This is a genomic window from Ilumatobacteraceae bacterium (genome assembly GCA_033344875.1).
Lineage (GTDB): Bacteria > Actinomycetota > Acidimicrobiia > Acidimicrobiales > Ilumatobacteraceae > Ilumatobacter.
Map to the genome: position 1 here is coordinate 677,989 of JAWPMO010000001.1, position 18,759 is coordinate 696,747.

21 protein-coding genes are annotated in these 18,759 nt (G+C 68.4%); 15 read left to right on the top strand and 6 right to left on the bottom strand.

Annotation, left to right across the window (positions count from 1 at the left end; all coding sequences use genetic code 11):
• Positions 1-9: 9 nt before the first annotated feature.
• Complete coding sequence (locus R8G01_03240) at positions 10-765, bottom strand: fatty acid desaturase (protein ID MDW3212984.1); 756 nt, start codon at positions 763-765, stop codon at positions 10-12.
• A gap of 76 nt (positions 766-841) precedes the next feature.
• Here R8G01_03240 and R8G01_03245 point away from each other — a divergent pair, with 76 nt between their 5' ends.
• Genes R8G01_03245 through R8G01_03295 form a run of 11 tightly spaced genes read left to right on the top strand, consistent with a single transcriptional unit; the run spans position 842 to position 10,294 of the window.
• Entirely contained in the window at positions 842-1,480 is a 639-nt protein-coding gene (locus R8G01_03245) for a TetR/AcrR family transcriptional regulator (protein MDW3212985.1), read from the top strand.
• A 47-nt stretch (positions 1,481-1,527) separates the two neighbouring features.
• Complete coding sequence (locus R8G01_03250; protein ID MDW3212986.1) at positions 1,528-3,681, top strand: acetate--CoA ligase family protein; 2,154 nt, start codon at positions 1,528-1,530, stop codon at positions 3,679-3,681.
• Positions 3,678-5,153 carry a D-alanyl-D-alanine carboxypeptidase gene (locus tag R8G01_03255; protein MDW3212987.1) on the top strand — a complete coding sequence of 492 codons (1,476 nt, stop codon included), beginning with the start codon at positions 3,678-3,680 and terminating at the stop codon, positions 5,151-5,153. The genes R8G01_03250 and R8G01_03255 overlap by 4 nt, the downstream gene beginning before the upstream one ends.
• Complete coding sequence (gene dacB, locus R8G01_03260; GenBank protein ID MDW3212988.1) at positions 5,150-6,622, top strand: D-alanyl-D-alanine carboxypeptidase/D-alanyl-D-alanine-endopeptidase; 1,473 nt, start codon at positions 5,150-5,152, stop codon at positions 6,620-6,622. The genes R8G01_03255 and dacB overlap by 4 nt, the downstream gene beginning before the upstream one ends.
• A 4-nt stretch (positions 6,623-6,626) precedes the next feature.
• Positions 6,627-7,277 (top strand): LON peptidase substrate-binding domain-containing protein, encoded by a 651-nt coding sequence (locus R8G01_03265; protein MDW3212989.1) that lies wholly within the window; start codon positions 6,627-6,629, stop codon positions 7,275-7,277.
• Between the two features lie 14 nt (positions 7,278-7,291).
• On the top strand, positions 7,292-7,636 hold the full coding sequence (locus tag R8G01_03270) for a hypothetical protein (GenBank protein MDW3212990.1): 345 nt from the start codon (positions 7,292-7,294) through the stop codon (positions 7,634-7,636).
• Positions 7,633-7,851, top strand: coding sequence for a hypothetical protein (locus tag R8G01_03275; GenBank protein ID MDW3212991.1), 219 nt, complete (start codon positions 7,633-7,635; stop codon positions 7,849-7,851). Before R8G01_03270 ends, R8G01_03275 begins: the two co-directional genes overlap by 4 nt.
• A 1-nt stretch (position 7,852) precedes the next feature.
• Positions 7,853-8,221 carry a hypothetical protein gene (locus R8G01_03280; protein MDW3212992.1) on the top strand — a complete coding sequence of 123 codons (369 nt, stop codon included), beginning with the start codon at positions 7,853-7,855 and terminating at the stop codon, positions 8,219-8,221.
• Positions 8,218-8,412 carry a MoaD/ThiS family protein gene (locus tag R8G01_03285; protein ID MDW3212993.1) on the top strand — a complete coding sequence of 65 codons (195 nt, stop codon included), beginning with the start codon at positions 8,218-8,220 and terminating at the stop codon, positions 8,410-8,412. Before R8G01_03280 ends, R8G01_03285 begins: the two co-directional genes overlap by 4 nt.
• 45 nt (positions 8,413-8,457) lie before the next feature.
• Positions 8,458-9,465 carry a tRNA(Ile)-lysidine synthetase gene (locus R8G01_03290; protein ID MDW3212994.1) on the top strand — a complete coding sequence of 336 codons (1,008 nt, stop codon included), beginning with the start codon at positions 8,458-8,460 and terminating at the stop codon, positions 9,463-9,465.
• 10 nt (positions 9,466-9,475) lie between these two features.
• Positions 9,476-10,294, top strand: coding sequence for a tRNA (adenine-N1)-methyltransferase (locus R8G01_03295; GenBank protein MDW3212995.1), 819 nt, complete (start codon positions 9,476-9,478; stop codon positions 10,292-10,294).
• Positions 10,295-10,315: 21 nt separating this feature from the next.
• On the opposite strand, the gene R8G01_03300 is transcribed toward R8G01_03295, so the two are convergent.
• The 3 genes from R8G01_03300 to R8G01_03310 all read right to left on the bottom strand — a co-directional run bounded on the left by R8G01_03300 (position 10,316) and on the right by R8G01_03310 (position 12,630).
• A complete protein-coding gene (locus R8G01_03300) occupies positions 10,316-10,735 on the bottom strand; it encodes a DUF1801 domain-containing protein (protein ID MDW3212996.1) in 420 nt (139 codons plus the stop codon).
• On the bottom strand, positions 10,732-12,222 hold the full coding sequence (locus R8G01_03305) for a YdiU family protein (protein ID MDW3212997.1): 1,491 nt from the start codon (positions 12,220-12,222) through the stop codon (positions 10,732-10,734). Before R8G01_03305 ends, R8G01_03300 begins: the two co-directional genes overlap by 4 nt.
• 162 nt (positions 12,223-12,384) lie before the next feature.
• Positions 12,385-12,630, bottom strand: coding sequence for a ferredoxin (locus tag R8G01_03310; protein MDW3212998.1), 246 nt, complete (start codon positions 12,628-12,630; stop codon positions 12,385-12,387).
• Between the two features lie 142 nt (positions 12,631-12,772).
• Between R8G01_03310 and arc the strand changes: the two genes are divergently transcribed.
• Both arc and R8G01_03320 read left to right on the top strand, forming a co-directional pair.
• The gene (gene arc, locus R8G01_03315) at positions 12,773-14,521 is read left to right on the top strand and encodes a proteasome ATPase (GenBank protein MDW3212999.1); all 1,749 of its coding nucleotides are present in this window, start codon (positions 12,773-12,775) and stop codon (positions 14,519-14,521) included.
• Positions 14,522-14,566: 45 nt separating this feature from the next.
• The gene (locus R8G01_03320; GenBank protein ID MDW3213000.1) at positions 14,567-14,923 is read left to right on the top strand and encodes a hypothetical protein; all 357 of its coding nucleotides are present in this window, start codon (positions 14,567-14,569) and stop codon (positions 14,921-14,923) included.
• Here R8G01_03320 and R8G01_03325 read toward each other — a convergent pair whose 3' ends face one another.
• Positions 14,924-15,907 (bottom strand): LLM class flavin-dependent oxidoreductase, encoded by a 984-nt coding sequence (locus R8G01_03325; protein ID MDW3213001.1) that lies wholly within the window; start codon positions 15,905-15,907, stop codon positions 14,924-14,926.
• A gap of 25 nt (positions 15,908-15,932) precedes the next feature.
• Entirely contained in the window at positions 15,933-16,913 is a 981-nt protein-coding gene (locus R8G01_03330; GenBank protein MDW3213002.1) for a hypothetical protein, read from the bottom strand.
• Between the two features lie 138 nt (positions 16,914-17,051).
• Between R8G01_03330 and dop the strand changes: the two genes are divergently transcribed.
• Together dop and R8G01_03340 are read left to right on the top strand one after the other, a co-directional pair.
• On the top strand, positions 17,052-18,536 hold the full coding sequence (dop, locus tag R8G01_03335) for a depupylase/deamidase Dop (protein ID MDW3213003.1): 1,485 nt from the start codon (positions 17,052-17,054) through the stop codon (positions 18,534-18,536).
• A gap of 25 nt (positions 18,537-18,561) precedes the next feature.
• Positions 18,562-18,759: a ubiquitin-like protein Pup gene (locus R8G01_03340; GenBank protein ID MDW3213004.1), complete on the top strand. Its 198-nt coding sequence runs from the start codon at positions 18,562-18,564 to the stop codon at positions 18,757-18,759.

Consider the following 18,759-nt stretch of genomic DNA (forward strand, 5'->3'; position numbering starts at 1 on the left):
TCGACCCGCTCAGGCGGCGTTGGCCGGCGCTTGTGCGCGTCCGGAGAGCTTCAACCCGTTGAGTCGCACCCGGGCGAGCCGCATCCACGTGAGCGGCTTGATGACGAGCCAGCCCGGGTCGATCTCGTACCAGCGGTGCGCCAACTTCGCGGACGTCGGTGCGGCGTGGTGGTTGTTGTGGAGCCCCTCACCGGCGGTGACGAACGCCAGCCACTGCAGGTTGGTCGCCGAGTTGTCGTAGGGGCGGCGTCCGAAGTGGTGACCGATCGCGTTCACCGCGGCCGAACCGGCCAGGTAGTAGTTGACGTGGATCACCGCGGCGAGCAGTCCGACCCGCCAGCCGAACGCCAGACACAGCAGCGCAGTTCCGGTGAGGAGACCGAGCCAGGAGCGGTCGTAGAGCACCCGGTCCCACGCCGTCGGAGCGAGATCCTTGGCGTACTTGTCGATGTTCGCCGGGTCGTGGGCCGCTGCCCGGTACATGCCCAGGTTCTTGACCTGCACCGTCTTCCAGCCGCTGACGGCAGGGGAGTGTGGGTCGTCGGGGGTGTCGGTGTGGGCGTGGTGCTTGCGGTGGACGGCGACCCACTCGCGGACCTTGATGCCCGTGCTCAGCCACACGAGGGTCTTGAACACGGCGTGGGCCGGCCGGCTGAAGGTGACCGCTCGATGGGAGAGGCCACGGTGCAGGTACACGGTGGTGCAGATGTTGGCCAGCGTGGTCACGCTGATCCCGACGGCGAGTGCGAGGAGAAGGGTGCGCATCGGATCGCAGCGTAGCATCGGCTACCTACCGGTCGGTAGGCGGTCGACGCCCGAGCGGTGTAGCGTCTGCGATCACATGACGACGGATACATCAGCGACGGCTGCGGCCCCGCCGAACGATCAACGGTCGACGCGCGAGCAGATCCTCGACGAAGCGCTCGGCTGCTTCGCGCACGCGGGCTACGAGGGCACGTCGCTCAACGACATCGCGGCGGGTGTCGGCATCCGACGACCCAGCCTGCTCCACCACTTCTCGTCGAAGGAAGCGCTGTACCAGGAGGTGTTCGAGCATCTCCTGAGCGACTGGTTCGACCGGCTCACCTCGGCGATCGCCGCACCGCAGGCCGGGTGGGACAAGGTCGAACTCGTCCTGCGTACCGGATTCCGGTTCTTCGCCGACAACCCGAACTACGTGCGGATGGTCCGGCGCGAAGCGATCGACGGTGGCGAACACCTGGCGATCGACCTGGCCAGCGTGCTGCGACCGATGTTCGACTTGGCCGCCGACTACTTCGAGCGCGAGATGGACGCCGGTGTCTTCACGCCGCAAGACGCCCGACAACTCCTGATCACGGGCTACGGCGCGCTGCTGTCGTACTTCTCCGACGAACCGTTCCTCGAGGGGTTGCTCGACGTCGCCCCGCTGTCGGAGACGGCACTCGCCGCCCGCGAAGAGCACGTCGTGCAGTTCTTCCGCTCAGCATTGCTCCCGTAGCCGATTGCCAACAGCGCCCGAGCCCCAGTGGGTACCGTGGGCGGCGCATGAGCGCCCCCTCGACCCTCTCCGAATCCGCCTCGAAACACCTGCTCGTCGCCTACGGCCTGCCCGTTCCCGACGAACGTCTCGTGGCCGCTGCTGCCGACGCGGGCGACGCCGCTGACGCGATCGGGTACCCGGTCGTGGCCAAGTTGGAAGGCGACGCGATCGCCCACAAGACCGAGCGGGGCCTCGTGCGGCTCAAGCTCGGCGACCGTGCCGCGGTCGAGTCGGCGGCCGCCGAACTGCTCGCCGCGGCGACGCCCGACGACGGCGAGGTGCGCGTGCTCGTCGCACCGATGATCGGCGGCAACCGCGAGCTGATCATCGGACTCCTGCGCGATCCGCAGTTCGGGCCGACCGTGATGCTCGGCATCGGCGGGATCCTGGCCGAGGCGATCGCCGACGTCGTGTTCCGCCCGGCACCGCTCGACGAGGTGACCGCACGCGAGATGATCGACGACCTCGCCACCCAGGCGTTGCTCGGCGAATTCCGGGGCGAAGCGGCCGTCGACCGTGACGCGATCGTCACGCTGCTCGTCGGTCTCGGCCGGTTGGCGGTCGACCGGCCCGACGTCGCGAGCGTCGACGTCAACCCGCTGATCATCACACCGCAGGGGGCTCCCGTGGCGGTCGACGCGCTCGTGGAGCTCGGTGAGCCCGTGAGCGCGCACCCACCGATGCGCCGGCGCCCGTCCGACGACGGATTCCGAGCCCTGTTCGAGCCGCGTGGCGTCCTGGTGACCGGTGCGTCGTCGCATCCGGGCAAGTTCGGGTTCGTGTCGCTGCACAATCTGCTCGCCTCGGGGTACGAGGGTGCCGTCTTCGGTACCAACCTCAAGGACGAGGAGGTCCTGGGCATCCAGACGGTCGCCGACATCGAGTCGCTGCCGGACGATGCGATCGACCTCGTGTTCGTGTGCACCCCGGGCTCGACCAACCCCGACATCCTGCGCGCGTGTGCGGCGAAGGGCGTCCGCGCCGCGTTCGTCACGTCCGCCGGCTACGGCGAGGCGGGCGACGAGGGTCGAGCCGCCGAGATCGAACTGGTCGCGCTGGCCGACGAGCTGGGGATCCTGCTGGCCGGCCCGAACGGCCAGGGCGTCGTGTCGGCCCCCGCCAACCTGTGCGCACAGATCGTCGCGCCGTACCCGCCGGCCGGCACGATCGGCGTTGCCAGCCAGTCGGGGAACTTCGTGTCGAGCTTCCTCAACCTGTCGCGGTCGACGGGCGTCGGCATCAGTCGGGCCGTCTCCGCCGGCAACGCCGCAGCGGTCGGGGTTGCCGACTACCTGGACTTCTACGCCGACGACACGGCGACGAGGGTCGGACTCGCCTACATCGAGGGCATCACCGACGGCGAGGGCCTCATGCGCCGGCTCGGGACCGCGGCGAGCCGCCAGCCGCTCGTCCTGCTCAAGGGCGGCTCGACCGCCGGTGGCGCGCGTGCGGCCGCCAGCCACACCGGGGCGCTGGCAGCGGACGACAAGGTGTTCGACGGCGCCTGTCGTTCCAACGGCATCACGCGTGCGGCGAGCGTCGAGGAGGCCTTCGAGTTCGCGGCCACGTTCGCGACGCAACCCTTGCCGTCCGGGCCCCGCGTCGTGGTGCTCACCACCGCCGGCGGGTGGGGCGTCGTCACCGCCGATGCCGTGACCCGCGACCCCGACCTCGAACTGCTCGAACTGCCGGATGATCTGCTGGCAGCGGTCGACGAGCACCTCCCGCCGCGCTGGAGCCGGAACAACCCGGTGGACTGCGCCGGCGGTGAAACCCGCGACACGATCCCGACGGTCATGAGGCTGATCGCGGAACACCCGTCGGTCGACGCGATCGTGTACATCGGGCTCGGGATCCAGTCGAACCAGGCGCGGCTGATGCGCGAGGGCCCGTTCTACCCCGATCACGGGCTCGAACGGATCGTCGAGTACCACGAGCGCCAAGATCGCCGGTTCGCCGAAGCTGCCGTCGAGGTCTCGCGCAGCACGGGCAAACCGATCCTCACGGCAACCGAACTCGCCGTCGCCGATCCGGACAACCCCGGCCCGGCGGCAGTGCGCGAGCTGGGTGGCGTCACCTACCCGAGCGGCGACCGCGCCGTCGCTGCGCTCGGCGCCCTGTACCGGCGGGCGCGCTACCAGGAGCGACGCGCCACGTGACCCCCCGTCACCGCTCCGGGGGTCTCCACCCGCTGGTCGCGATCGCGGTCCTGGCGGCGATCCCCGCGGCCCTGCTGTGGGGCGTGTGGCGCTGGGCGAGCGACCGCGCCGAGATCGCCGCCGACGCGGTCCCGACCGACACCGTCGCCGAGCCGGTCACCGAGCCCCGGCTGGCGCTCTCGACCCAGCTGCTGTCGTTCCGGCGCTCGGCCACCGTGTTGTCTCGCGACCTCAACCTCGACGCGTTCCGTGCCGCCGTGCAACCGCTGCTGGGCAGCACCGGCCAACGGTCGTGTGCCGCCATCTCACTCGACGGCGTGCTCGTCGGCGAGCAGAACCCCGACCTGGCGGTCATCCCGGCGAGCAACCAGAAGATCCTGGTGGCAGCGGTCGCCGAGCAGGTGCTCGGCAACGACTTCGTCTACACGACCAGGGTCGTCGGGCCGCAGCCGTCCGGCGGCGTCATCACCGGCGACGTATACCTGGTGGGTGGCGGCGATCCGCTGCTGTCCGGTGAGTGGTACGAGCAGGCCGAACTCGACCGCTTCCCACCGTTCAACACGACGCCGCTCGACGAGCTGGGACGTCAGCTCGCCGCGGCCGGCGTCACCCAGATCGCCGGTGTCGTGCGAGGTGACGGCAGCCGATACGACGACGAGTTCTACGCCCCCGGATGGGGCGCCGGCGTCGCCGGGCTCGAAGCAGGGCCCTACGACGCGCTCCTCGTCAACGACGCGCGGGTCCTCGGCGACGACCAGCGTGGCAGTGACCCCAACGAGGCCGGCGCCCGCGAGTTCGTCAGGATCCTGGCCGAACAGGGCATCGTCGTGACCGGCGGAGCGTCGTCCGGTGCCGCTCCCGAGGGCTCGACCGAACTGGCCGCGATCGATTCCCAACCGTTGCCTGCGATCATCGCGGAAATGCTCACCAACAGCGACAACAACACCGCCGAACTGATGGTGAAGGAGATCGGCTACGAGGCCACCGGCGCCGGGACCCGGATCGCCGGCCTCGAGACCATCGGGGCCACGATCGCGTCGTGGGGCGTCGATGTCGCCGGGCTCGAACTGGGCGACGGCAGCGGCCTGAGCCTCGACAATCGCACGACCTGCACGACGATGCTCGGCGTGCTGCAGCACGTCGGCGCCGAGAGTGCGACCGGCCAGGGCCTCGCCGTGGCCGGCACCTCCGGAACCCTGATCGACATCTTCGGCGACACGCGACTCGCCGGCCGGCTGCGCGGCAAGACCGGCACGCTCAACAACTTCCCGATCGACGAGGACCCGCCGGCCGTCAAAGCGCTCTCCGGCTTCCTGCCGTTCGACGGCGGGGGAGCGATCGAGTTCGCACTGCTCCTCAACGGTCCGACGATCTCGGATCAGAGCGAGTATCGACCCGTGTGGGCCGAGCTGGTGACCGCGCTCGATTCGTTCCCCGCCGTGGCGAGTCCGACCACCCTCGGGCCGCGATGAACCGCGAACGTCGCCGAGCGGTGCCGCTCGCGGGTCTGGCTGCGTTCGCGTTGGTACCCGCCGTCGTCCTCGCCGGGGTGTGGCAGTACGCGGACGCCAATGTGCCCCCGCCGACCACGACGACGACCACGACGATCCCGGCCGAGCCGGCTCCCGAACTGGCGACCGACCTGCTGTCGCTGCGCCGGCACCCGACACCGCTCGCCGAACGGGTCGCAGCCGCTGCCTCCGACGCGGCGTTCGCCGAGCGGATCGGCCGCGTCACCGACGACGTCGACGACCGTTCGTGCCTCCGGATCGTCGACCGTGACGGGGTCGTGCTCGAACTCGGCGCCGACGGAGCGTTGATCCCGGCCAGCAACCAGAAACTGTTCGTCGCCGCCGTCGCGCTCGACGTCCTCGGGGCCGACCACCGGTACCGGACCGAGCTGCAGTCACCGCGGCCGTTCGACGGCACCGTTGCCGGCGACGTGTACCTCGTCGGTGGCGGCGACCCCGTCCTGCGGACCGAGGGGGTACCCGACCCGCTTCGATACCCGGCGTTCAACACGACGTCGCTCGACCTGCTCGCCGACCGACTGCTCACCCTTGGCATCACGACGATCGATGGCGACATCGTGGGCGACGGCAGCCGCTACGACGACGAGTTCCGCGCACCGTCGTGGGGCGACGACATCACCAACATCGACGGAGGGCCCTACGACGCGCTGCTCGTCAACGACGGGCTCGTCGAGAACGGCAACTACGGGCTCGATCCGAGCCGTAGCGCCGCCAGGGTGTTCACCGACCTCCTGATCGCCCGGGGGATCACGATCACCGGTGCTGCCGCCAACGCCGCACGACCGGCCGACGCTGATCTCACGACGCTCGCGTTCGTCGAGTCTGAACCCCTCACCGAGATCCTGGTCGAGATGCTGCACACGAGCGACAACAACACCGCCGAGATGATGGTCAAGGAGATCGGCTTCGTCGCGACCGGCGTCGGCACACGACAGGCCGGACTCGACGTGATGCGCTCCACCATCGAGGGATGGGGCATCCCGCTCGACGGTGTCGAGTTCCACGACGGTTCGGGTCTCAGCCGATCGAACCGCACCAGCTGCACCGCACTGACCTCGCTGCTCGCCGATGCGCCCGTCGGCGACCGGTTGCGATCGCTGCTGCCCGTCGCCGGACGCGACGGCACGCTCTCGCCCCAACTGCTCGGCACCGAGGCCGAGGGCCGCCTGCGGGCGAAGACCGGCACGTTGACCGACGTCAAGGCCCTCACCGGCACCCAACCCGGCGCCGATCGTCGCGAGGTCGACTTCTCGCTGGTCCTCAACGGACCGGATGTCGACGCGCCGGCCGTCTACGACCCGATCTGGAGGCGGCTGGTCGCGCTGATCGACGAGCACCCGATCGTCGTCGAACCCGAGCCCGACCGGTTTGCCCCGACGACCGCCGAGGAGGCTGCGCCCGTATCGTGATCACATGCCCGTGATGCCGATGTTCCCGCTGGGCATGGTCCTGCTGCCCGGCGGCGTCCTGCCGTTGCACGTGTTCGAAGACCGGTACCTCCGGATGTTCCGCGACATCCTGGCCGACGACGAACGTCCGCCCGAGTTCGGAGTGGCGCTCATCACCAAGGGTCGTGAGGCCGGGGGAGGCGACGAGCGAGCCCTGGTGGCCACGAGCGCACGGATCCTCGACATGCAGGCGACGCCCGACGGTCGGTACGTGCTTGCGGCCGTCGGGACCGATCGGCTCCGTGTCAACGCCTGGCTGCCCGACGACCCGTATCCGGTGGCAGACGTCGACGTGTGGGCCGACGCCGACGTCGGACACGACGCGTCGGCGGCGTCGACGACCGACGACGAGGCACGCCGTGCCCGCCTCGCACGGGCGCGGGCGCGGATCCTGGACCTCAACGCGCTCGCCGCCGAACTCGGCGACGAGACCGCACCGCCGTCCGACATCAGCGACGATCCGCTCCTCGCCGTCTACCACCTCGGATCGCTCGCACCGCTCGGGCCGTCCGATCGCTACCGGATGCTGGCCGCGCCGGGTCTCGACGAGCGTCTCGACGTGCTCGACGACGCACTCGACGATGTGGCAGCCGTGTTGGAATTCCGTCGTTCGTGATAGAACAGGCTCCCATGTCGAACGACGTCCCCAGTCCCCGACCCAAGAACGAACAGGCCTCGATCGGCGAGGTCGTCGAGTTCGTCAAGACCTACGCCAAGCAGGAGACCGTCGGCCCGCTCCGGGGCGCCGGGCGCTGGATCGCGTACGGTGCGGCCGGTGCCATCTGCCTCGGCATCGGCCTGTCGCTCCTGCTCCTCGGGCTGCTCCGGCTCGTGCAGTCGGAGATGAGCGACATCGCCGACGGGCGGCTCTCCTGGCTGCCGTACCTGATCGTCCTGGCGGTCTGCGTACTCGTCATCGCCTTGGCGATGGCCCAGGTCAACAAGACGTTCCTCGAGAAGGAAGACAAGCAATGAGCAAGCAGCAGACGAACACCAAGATCTCCCCGGACGACCTCCAGAACAAGTTGCAGGCGTTCCAAGACGGCATCCAGGGCAAGGTCGACGACAAGAAGAGCACCCTGGCAGCGGCCGGTGGCGCAGCGCTCCTCGTGCTCATCATCATCTTCTTCCTGCTCGGCAAGCGCAGCGGCAAGAAGAAGACCACGCTCGTCGAGATCAAGCGCATCTGAGATGGCACTGCTCCCACGAGCGCTCCGTCCGGCGGTCCTGATCCGACGCAAGGCGCTCTACTCCGGTGTGTTCGGACAGAGCACGCTCTGGAAGGCGGTCGCCGTCTGGGTGTTCGGCAAGGCGTCGATCAAGAAGTTCTTCGGCAAGAACGTCGAGGTCATCGACACCGCCAAGCTCGGCAAGGGTCGCTACATGCAGCTCGCGACCGCCCAGCCGGTCACCAAGCGCGAACTCAAGAAGCTGCGCAAGGCCGGCATGGAACCGCCGACGCTCAAGGAGCACAAGGCGCTCGGGAAGCTGTGGGCGACGTCACGGGCCGGGAATCGCCGGGCTCGGGCCCGACAGGCGCGGCTGCGCGACGTCTCTTGATCGTCAAACTGCGCCAACCGAAGCGCGAGGTCACCGTCGACGGCAATCGGACCGTCAATCAGCTCCTGGACGAGCTCGACATGAATCGCGAGTCGTTCCTGGTGATCCGCAACGGCACACTGGTACCCGGCGACGGACGGCTCGACGACGACGACACGATCGAGATCCGCCCCGTCATCTCCGGTGGCTGAATCACGAGTTGTGCCTGGCACAACTCGTGATCGAAAGGACGTGCGATGAACTACAGCAAGTGTCGTGTGTGCGGCGAACGGGCGATCATCGACCTGCCACGCCACAACGCGAACTTCTGCGGTGAACATCTGCTCCAGCTCTGTCGGCGCCAGGTCGAGAAGGCGATCCACGACCACGACATGCTGTCGAAGGACGACAAGATCCTCGTCGCCGTCAGTGGCGGCAAGGACTCGCTCGCCGTGTGGGACATCCTCCTGGAGCTGGGCTATCGAGCCGACGGGCTGTACATCGGACTCGGCATCGGTGAGTACAGCGACGTCAGCGGCGACTACACCCGCGAGTTCGCGGAGGAGCGCGGCCTCACGCTGACGACGATCGACCTGCGTGACGAGTACGACTACGACGTCCCGACCGCGGCGAAGGTCACGAAGCGGGTGCCGTGTTCGGCCTGCGGCCTCTCGAAACGGCACCTCTTCGACAAGGCGGCGCTCGACGGCGGTTACGACGTCGTGGTCACCGGTCACAACCTCGACGACGAGGCGGCGGTGCTGTTCGGCAACGCCCTGCGGTGGGACGTCGAGTACCTCGCACGGCAGTATCCGGTGCTGCCGGCACGCGACGGCTTCCCGAAGAAGGTGAAGCCGCTGATGCGTCTCACCGAGCGCGAGATGGCGGCGTGGTGCATCGTGCGCGGTATCGACTACCAGGTCGAGGAGTGCCCGATGGCGCTCGGCAACAAGCACCTGGCGTACAAGGACGCACTCAACTCGATCGAGCGCGAATCGCCCGGGTCCAAGTCGGCGTTCTACCTCGAGTTCGTCGACAAGATGTCGCCGATCCTGGCCGAACACCGGCGCACGACCGGTCGCGAACTGGTCGCGTGCACGTCGTGCGGTGCGCCAACGACCGAGCCCGACTCGGGCGACGCTCCCGTGTGTGCGTTCTGTCGGCTGCACGACCGGGTGAGCGGGGTCGAGGCGGTGCCCGTCGAGATGGTGTTGAACAAGAAGGCCCGCAAGGCATATCTGGCGGCGCAAGCCGCAGGGGAGTGACGGAACGACCATGAACGCCTTGGCCGCGGGTGACCGCGTGATGCTGCTCGATGCGAAGAAGCGGCGCTATCTGCTCACCCTCCAAGACGGCGGTGAGTTCCACACGCACGCCGGGTTCGTGCCGCACGACGAGATCATCGGCAACAACGACGGCGTCATCGTCAACAGCACGAAGGGTGCCGAGTACACGGTGCTGCGCCCGACCCTCGAGGACTATGTCCTCGAGATGCCGCGGGGCGCCCAGGTGATCTACCCGAAAGACCTGGCGCCGATCTGCATGCTCGCCGACATCGGACCCGGCATGAAGGTGTTCGAGACCGGCGTCGGCTCGGGTGCGCTGTCGATGACGATGCTGCGGTGGGGTGCCGACATCGTCGGGTACGAGGTGCGCGAGGACTTCGCGAACCGTGCCAAGGCGAACGTCCGCGAGTTCCTGGGCGAATCGGCCATGGAACGGTTCGACGTCCACATCGCCGACAGCTACGAGGGCATCGACGAATCCCACGGACCGTTCGACCGGGCCGTGCTCGACCTGCCGGAGCCCTGGCAGGTCATCCCGCATCTCGAGTCGGTGCTCGCGCCCGGCGGGGTCTGTCTCGCCTACACGCCGTCGATCACACAGGCGATGCAGGTCAGCGAGCAGTTCAAGGGCCGCTGGATCGATGTGCGCACCGTCGAGGTGCTGCACCGTGGCTGGAAGGTCGACGGTCAGGCGGTTCGGCCCGATCACCGAATGGTCGCCCACACGGCGTTCCTGACGGTGGCACGGTTCCTCGGCCAGGGCAACCGGGCGATGCGTACCGACCGCAAGATCGAACGCGTCCGTTGACCGGGCGCGCCAGGCGCGAAGTCAGCTCGGTGTGCGTCGGCGATAGGTGAGCGCGTGCTCGACGCACAGCCGGAGGCGGTCGAGTTGGAGGTCGTCGCCCGGCCGGAACAGGATGCCGCGGTTGCCGTCGTAGTCGAAGTCGTCGGGGAACGCCGCCCGGAAGTCGGGCACGACCGACGACTGGCAGTGGCAGAACAACCCGAACCGTTCGTCGTCATTGACCATCGCCAGTCGGACCGGCGTGCTCTCGTGCCGGTGCGCAGCGGTGTAGCTCGGTTGGCCCCACTTCAGTTCTTCGCGAACCGGTGCAGCACCCACCTCGTCGGCGACGTCGAAGACCAGCTGTCGCAGCCGGCGGAGCGCTGTGCGCTGGGGCTCTGGAGCAGCGTCGAAGGCCGCCTGGACCTCGGGAGCCGGCGAGTGTGCGGCTCCGGCACTCATGTGCCGCAGAACGTTCGGTAGCCGCGGTTGAAACCGTCGGGGGCCGGCTGCTCGTACTCGTCGCTGTCGGGCTGCGGTGTGTACGGGTCGGACACCACGTCGAGCAGTCGCTCGAACGGGGCGAGGTCACCGTCGGACACCGCCGCTTCGAGCGCGCGTTCGACCAGGTGGTTCCGCGGCACGTAGATCGGGTTGGCGCTGCGCATCGTGGTGGCGGCGTCGGGGGTGAGCCGGGCGCTCCAGCGATCGAGCCAGTCGGTGATCGAGCCGTCGAACAGGGCGGTGACGCCGACGCGGTGTTCCAGCGTGCCGTCGGCGGCCTCGGCCAGTCGGCGGAACGCCGTCGTGTGGTCGACGTGGTCGGCCTCCAGGAGTGCGAGCCACTCGGTGGCCAGGCGATGGTCGCCGTCGTGGGCTCCGGCGAGGCCGAGCTTCCGGCGCATGCCCGCGAGCCAGGCGTCGTCGTATCGGCCCTGGTAACGATCGAGCGCCTCGGTCGCGAGTCCGACCGCCCGGTCCTGATCGGCGTCGATCAGGGGGAGCAGGGCCTCGGCGAGACGGGCCATGTTCCACAGTCCGATCGTCGGCTGGTTGCCGTATGCGTATCGGCCGGCGTGGTCGATCGAGCTGAACACCGTGCGCGGATCGTGCGCATCCATGAACGCGCACGGTCCGTAGTCGATCGTCTCGCCGGAGATCGTGACGTTGTCGGTGTTCATCACGCCGTGGATGAACCCGAGATGCATCCACTGTGCGATCAGTGCCGCCTGTCGCCCGATGACCGCGTCGAGCAGCGCCAGCGGCGGGTTGGGAGCGTCGGAGAGATCGGGGTCGTGCCGGGCGATCGTGTAGTCGACGAGCCGACGCAGGCGATCGACGTCGCCGCGGGAGGAGAAGAACTGGAACGTGCCGACCCGGAGATGGCTGGATGCCACCCGTGCGAGGACCGAACCCGGCAGCATGCCGTCGCGTCGTACGAGATCGCCGGTGGTGGTGGCGGCGAGCGCTCGTGTGGTCGGCACCCCGAGTGCATGCATGGCCTCGCCCATCAGATACTCGCGGAGGATCGGGCCGAGCGCCGCCTTGCCGTCGCCGCCCCGCGAAAACGGCGTGCGGCCCGAACCCTTCAGGCTCAGGTCGTAGCGGTGGCCGGCCGGATCGACGATCTCGCCCAGCAGCACGGCGCGGCCGTCGCCGAGCTGCGGATTGAAGTTGCCGAACTGGTGCCCGGCGTACACCTGGGCGATCGGCTGCGCGTCGGTCGGTGCCGCTGCGCCGGCGAGCACCCGGACGGCATCGTCGGACCGGAGCCGTTCGGGGTCGAGGCCGAGTTCGGTCGCCAGCGCGGTGTTGAGCTGCACGAGTTCCGGCGCAGGAGCCTTGGTGGGTTCCCACGGCGCGCCGAATCCGACGAGTTCGTCGGCGTACGTGTGCTCCAACGGCAACCAGGCCATCTCGACCTCGGGCCGTGTCCGCTCGCTCGTCATGGCGTCACCCGCTCGGCCGCCGCCGTCCGTGTCGCTGAGAAGTGCGTGGTGAGCCCGAATTCGCGACACGGAGCCGTGTCGCATCGGCGAGCGTCGGCGGGCGCGCAACGGCCCGACGTCGCGGGACGTCGGGCCGTCGACATGAGATGGTTCAGCGAGCGCTCAGGGCTCGATGAAGATGCACTCGCCGGGGCACTCCTCGGCGGACTCGATGACGGCATCGAGCTGGCTGTCGGGGAACTCGGCGAGCCCCTCGGCGCCCTCGGGGTTGCCCTTCGCCTTGGCGAAGATCTTGTCGCCCTCGACCACATAGGCGAGGCCGTCGTCGAGCAGGGTGAACACGTCGGGGGCGATTTCTTCGCACAGACCGTCGCCGGTGCAGAGATCCTGGTCGATCCAGACCTTCATGTGATTTCGTGTCTCCTTGTGAGGGGATCGTGATACCCGGGCAGTTTACCCGGTGTCGTTCGTGGAAACATAGATGCTGGGAACGAGCCGAAGTCTCCGTGTAAGTTCCCGGACAACGGCACGACCACCCCGGGGAGGGCCTGTGGCAGATCCGACTCCAGACGACAGCGGCGACACCGGCGAGGCGCCGATCGGCGCGGACGTGGCAGCGCTCGAGGCGCAGGTCGCCGTGATGGTCGAAGAGGTCTCGCACCTCCGGTCACGGCTGGCCGACACACCCAATCGTGTGCGCTCGCTCGAGGAACGACTCCTCGAGACCAAGGGGCAGCTCGCCCAGGCGACCGCCCAGAACGAGAAGCTCAGCTACACGCTTCGCGAAGCGCGTGAGCACATCGCGTCACTCCGCGACGAGGTCGACAAGCTCACCCAGCCACCGAACGCCTACGGCGTCGTCGTCGGCAAGAACGACGACGGCACGGTCGACGTGCTCGCGAGCGGCCGCAAGATGAAGGTGCAGCTGCACCCCGACGTCGACCACGAGATGCTGGAGCTGGGCGCCGAGGTAGCGTTGAACGAGAGCTTCGCGGTGATCGAGGCTCGGCGACCCGAGTCGATCGGCGAGGTCGTCACCCTGAAGGAGGTGATGGACGACGGCATCCGCGCCATCGTCGTCGGCCGCGCCGACGAGGAGCGCGTGTGCGAGCTCGCCACCGTCCTGCGTGGTCACCGGCTCCGCAACGGCGACATGATGCGGCTCGACCCGCGCTCGAACATGCTGCTCGAGAAGCTGCCGCGGCCCGAGGTCGAAGATCTCCTGCTCGAGGAGGTGCCCGACATCTCCTACGAGGACATCGGAGGTCTCGACACCCAGATCGAGGCGATCGCCGACGCGGTCGAGCTGCCGTTCCTGCACCAGGAACTCTTCGCCGAACACCGGCTGCCGGCACCGAAGGGCATCTTGCTGTACGGGCCGCCCGGGTGCGGTAAGACCCTGATCGCGAAGGCCGTCGCGAACAGCCTGGCCAAGAAGGTCGCCGAGACGATGGGCGAAGGCAAAGGGCGCTCGTACTTCATCAACATCAAGGGCCCTGAGCTGCTCAACAAGTACGTCGGCGAGACCGAGCGCCAGATCCGGCTGGTCTTTCAGCGGGCGCGCGAGAAGAGCGAGGAGGGCTGGCCGGTCATCGTCTTCTTCGACGAGATGGACTCGATGTTCCGGACCCGCGGCTCGGGCATCAGTTCCGACATGGAGTCGACCATCGTGCCGCAGTTGCTGGCCGAGATCGACGGGGTCGAGGGCCTCCGCAACGTGATCGTGATCGGTGCGACCAACCGCGAAGATCTGATCGACCCCGCCATCCTGCGGCCCGGTCGACTCGACGTCAAGATCAAGATCGAGCGTCCGAATGCGGTGGCCGCACGGCAGATCTTCGCGAGGTATCTCACCGACGAGATCCCGATCGCCGCCGCGGAGTCGGTGCCCGAGATGATCGATGCGACGGTCGACGAGATGTATCGCGACGACGACGCGAACCGGTTCCTCGAAGTGACCTACCAGAACGGCGACAAGGAGGTCCTGTATTACAAGGACTTCTCGTCGGGGGCCATGATCGAGAACATCGTGCGCCGTGCCAAGAAGCTGGCGATCAAGCGGGTCATCGGCGGCGGCGATCGAGGCGTGTGCACCGCCGACCTGGTCGCGTCGATCAAGCAGGAGTACAAGGAGCACGAGGACCTGCCGAACACGACGAACCCCGACGACTGGGCCAAGATCTCCGGCAAGAAGGGCGAGCGGATCGTGTTCATCCGCACGCTCGTCTCCGAAGAGACCGATTCGGGTCCGATGGGCGGTCGCACGATCGAGCGCACCCAGACCGGCCAGTACCTCTGATCAGCGGTGCCGCCGATCACCCTGAGGTTGTCCTGGCGGAGTTGGGTGAAGGCCGCCGTCGCGTCCGTCGCGACGTTCGCCGCCGGGGCGACGAGCCTGACCGCCGGCGTCGCGTGGGCGGTTCGGCTCCCCGCGACCGTCCTGTTCGTGGTCGGCCTCTACTGGTTGCTCGACCTGATCATCTTCACCTCGTCCTGGCGGGTCACCGCCGATGCGGTCAAGATCCCCACGCTCGCACAGCGTCGGCGACAGGTGTCCGGGGCCGACCTCACCGTCGAGTTCGTCGCTCGGAGGTTCTCGGCGGTCCGGATCAGCGGCTCGAACGGTGAGCGCGACCTGATGACGAACCCGATCGTCAGCGACCGCGACGTCCGCCGGTGGTTCGAACGAATGGCCGACTGATCAGCGCAGCGCCGCGTCGATGAGTTCGAGGCTGCGCACACGATCGGCGACGTCGTAGGTCGCTGCGGTGAGCATGAACTCGTCGGCCTTGGTGCGGGTCCGGAGTGCACGGAGACCCTCGGCGACCCGCTCGGCCGACCCGATCAGCTGGTCGGTCGGCATTCGACGCGCCGCATCGGCGTCGGGATGCTCGGCGGCGGCCTCCGGCGTGACGAGGGGGTGCCGGCGGTTGGTCCGAATCCCCAGGCGGAGGATCCGTCCGGGCAACCCGATCCGCTCGGCCTCGACGTCGGTGTCGGCGGCCAGGGCCCCGACGCCCACGATCAGGTACGGCTCGTCGAGGACGGGCGACGGTGTGAAGTGGTCGCGATACAGCTGCGTGGCGACGTCGGTCGCTCCCGTGTCGAAGTGATGGGCGTACGCGAACGGCAGGCCGAGCATGCCGGCGAGCTGGGCGCTGAACCCCGACGAACCGAGCAGCGCGATCATCGGCGACGACGTCAGCACCGGTGTGGCCCGGAACCGGGTCCACATCCCGTCCTCACGGCGACGGTCGCCGAGCATGCCCATCACCTCGATCAGATCTTGCGGGAACTGCTCGACGCTCTGGTGCGGCGGCCGCCCGAAGGCCGAGGCGGTCATCGGGTCGGTCCCCGGAGCGCGTCCGATGCCGAGGTCGATGCGGTCGGGATGGAGCGCCTCGAGCAGCCCGAACTGTTCGGCGATCGCCAGGGGAGCGTGGTTGGGCAGCATGACGCCACCCGAGCCCACCCGGATCTGCTGGGTGGAGGCGGCGAGGTGGGCGATCAGCACGCTCGGTGACGTGCTCGCGACCGTGGCCATGTTGTGGTGTTCGGCCACCCAGAACCGGACGAAGCCGAGCCGGTCGGCCGCACGGGCGAGTTCGGTCGTGTCGTGCAGTGCCTCGCCGGACGTACCACCTTCGCGGACGACGGAGAGATCGAGGACGGACAGGGGGATCACGGGATCCACGTTACGGCGACGCCGTTCAGAACTCGCCGGTGGGCACCATGTCGGTCGGCACACCGGGGGCGCCCTCGCTGAGGATCCAATCGCCGCCGTCGGAGGCGAGCAGGTATTGCGAGTAGCGCGACGGGCAGCAATTCGGCTCGTCGGGATCGGACACCGCGGTGTAGATCCACACGCCGAGGTTCGCTTCGGTGGAGGCGATGCCCCGGTCGGCCCCGGGCACGTGGGCGACGACCGACGGGTTGCCACCGATCGCGTCGATGACGTCGATGTCGAGGTAGCCGCCGGTTCCCTCGGAGCGGATGCCCGAGATCAGTTCTTCGTTCGGACCGCCGTCGATGTCGGCGGCCCGCAGGACGACCGACGACCAGGTGCCGGCGGACGGTTCGAGCAGGCGGAGACGGGGGACCCACTGGGACGAGCCGGTCTCCTGCCACACCACGGCGAAGAAGCGGTCGGTGGCGCCCTTGGTGACGGTCCAGATGCGGCGACCGCCGAGGGCGTTCCACTCTCCGCACGCCGAGTAGCCGGTGGCGCCCATCGCCTCGTAGAAACCCAGGCAGTTCACGCCGTCGCTGGTGACCTCGGGGTCACCTTCCTCGACACCCTCGATCCACGCCGAGGCGCTCGGATCGGTCGCCGACGCAGGTGCCGCGGTCGTGGTCGTCGTCGTGGCGGGTGGTGCCACGGTGGTCGCGGCCGTGGTGGTGGTCGTGGTGGTGGTCGTGGTGGCGGTCGTGGTGGCGGTCGTGGTGGTGGATTCCGGGGCGGCGGTCGTGGTCGGGACGATGGTGGTCGTGGGCGGGGGAACGGTGGTCGCCTCCGACGTCGTCGGATCGGCTGCGGCCGTCGTGGGGGTCGCGACGATCGTCGTCGTGGTCGCCTCGGGCACCGTCGGGAGCGCGGCCGGTTCGGACGCTCGGGCGCACGCCGAGAGTGTCACGGCGGCGGCGAGGCCGACGAGCGTGGTGCGGCGTGTGAACGAGAACGGTGATGGCATGTCGATGGCTCCTCGGTGTGTGTCGATGCCGGTCCAGAGCACGATGCGACGACCTTCTCACAGTTTTTTGCGGATCGCCTCGGTTTTCGGGACGCCGGCGCACCACGCTGCCGGGCCGGGCGGCAGTAGGGTCGCGTCATGGCGATCCGGAAGGTTTGCGGCATCGAGACCGAGTACGGCATCGTCGTGCGCGGCGCCGACAACAACCCGGTCACCGCCTCGTCGCTCCTCATTAACGCCTACGTGAGCGCCACGTCGAAGAAGGTCGGGTGGGACTTCGAGGACGAGTCACCCGCCAACGACGCCCGGGGATTCAACCTCGACGACGTGTTCCCGCCCGAGATCGAATCGTCGCTGGTCAACGCGGTGTTGCCCAACGGTGCCCGCTACTACGTCGATCACGCCCACCCCGAGATCTCGTTGCCCGAGGTCACCACGGCGCTCGACGTCGTGCGGTGGGATCGGGCCGCCGACGAGATCATCCGCTCGTCGATGACCCACGCGAACGAGATCCTCGGCCCCGGTGCCGAGATGGTGATCTACAAGAACAATTCCGACGGCAAGGGCAACAGCTACGGATGCCACGAGAACTACCTGATGAACCGCGAGACCCCGTTCGGGCGGATCGCGAGCCAGATCACCTCCCACTTCGTCACACGGCAGGTCTTCTGCGGTGCCGGCAAGGTGGGCTGCGAGGAGCCGAACCGCACCGCCGGTGAGGTGCCGTACCAGCTGAGCCAGCGCGCCGACTTCTTCGAGGAGGAGATCGGTCTCGAGACCACGCTCAAACGACCGATCGTCAACACCCGTGACGAGCCGCATTGCGACCCGCAGAAGTATCGCCGGCTGCACGTGATCGTCGGCGACGCGAACATGAGCGAGGTCGCCACCTATCTCAAGGTGGGCACAACCCTGATCGTCCTGGCCATGATCGAGGACGACCAACTGGGCGACGACCTGCTCATCGCCAACCCGGTGTCGTCGATCCGTCGCATCAGCCACGATCCGACGCTCACCCGGACGGTCACGATGCGTGACGGACGCCGGGCCACGGCGCTCGAGATCCAGTGGGGGCTCCTCGAGCGGGCCCGCAAGTACGAGCAGACGCACGGCCTCGAGTCGGTCGATGCCGAGACCGGCGCCGACGTGCTCGAACGGTGGGAGACGGTGTTGACCGGCCTCGAGTCCGACCCGTCGTCGGTCGGCCACTGGGTCGACTGGGTCGCCAAGCGACGCCTGGTCGACGGGTTCCGCGAACGCCACGGGCTCGACGCCGACTCGCCGAGACTCAAGGCGATCGACATCCAGTACCACGACCTGCGCGCCGACCGCTGTCTGGCCAACCGGGTCGGTCTCGACACCCTGGTGTCGGCCGCCGACGTCGAGTCGGCGATGACGCAGCCGCCCACGACCACGCGCGCCTACTTCCGAGGGCGATGCCTCCAGAAGTTCCCCGACGACGTGGTCGCCGCCAACTGGGACTCGCTCGTGTTCGACGTCGGCCGCGACCCGCTCAGGCGGGTGCCGATGATGGAGCCGTTGCGTGGCACCGCCCATCACGTGGGTAACTTGATCGACGAGTGCGATACTGCTGCAGAACTGCTCGATCGACTCGGGCAGTGATGCCCGACCAAGGGGAGGATTCGACATGGCTGAACGAACACATCGACAGAAACCGACCGGCGATCGTGATGCCGAGGTGGTCGACGAAGCCGCCCCGGCCACCAGCGAGTCGGGCGAGAAGCTCAAGGCCGAACTCGACGATCTACTCGACGAGATCGACGAGGTGTTGGAGACCAACGCCGAAGACTTCGTGAAGTCCTACGTGCAGAAGGGCGGTCAGTGA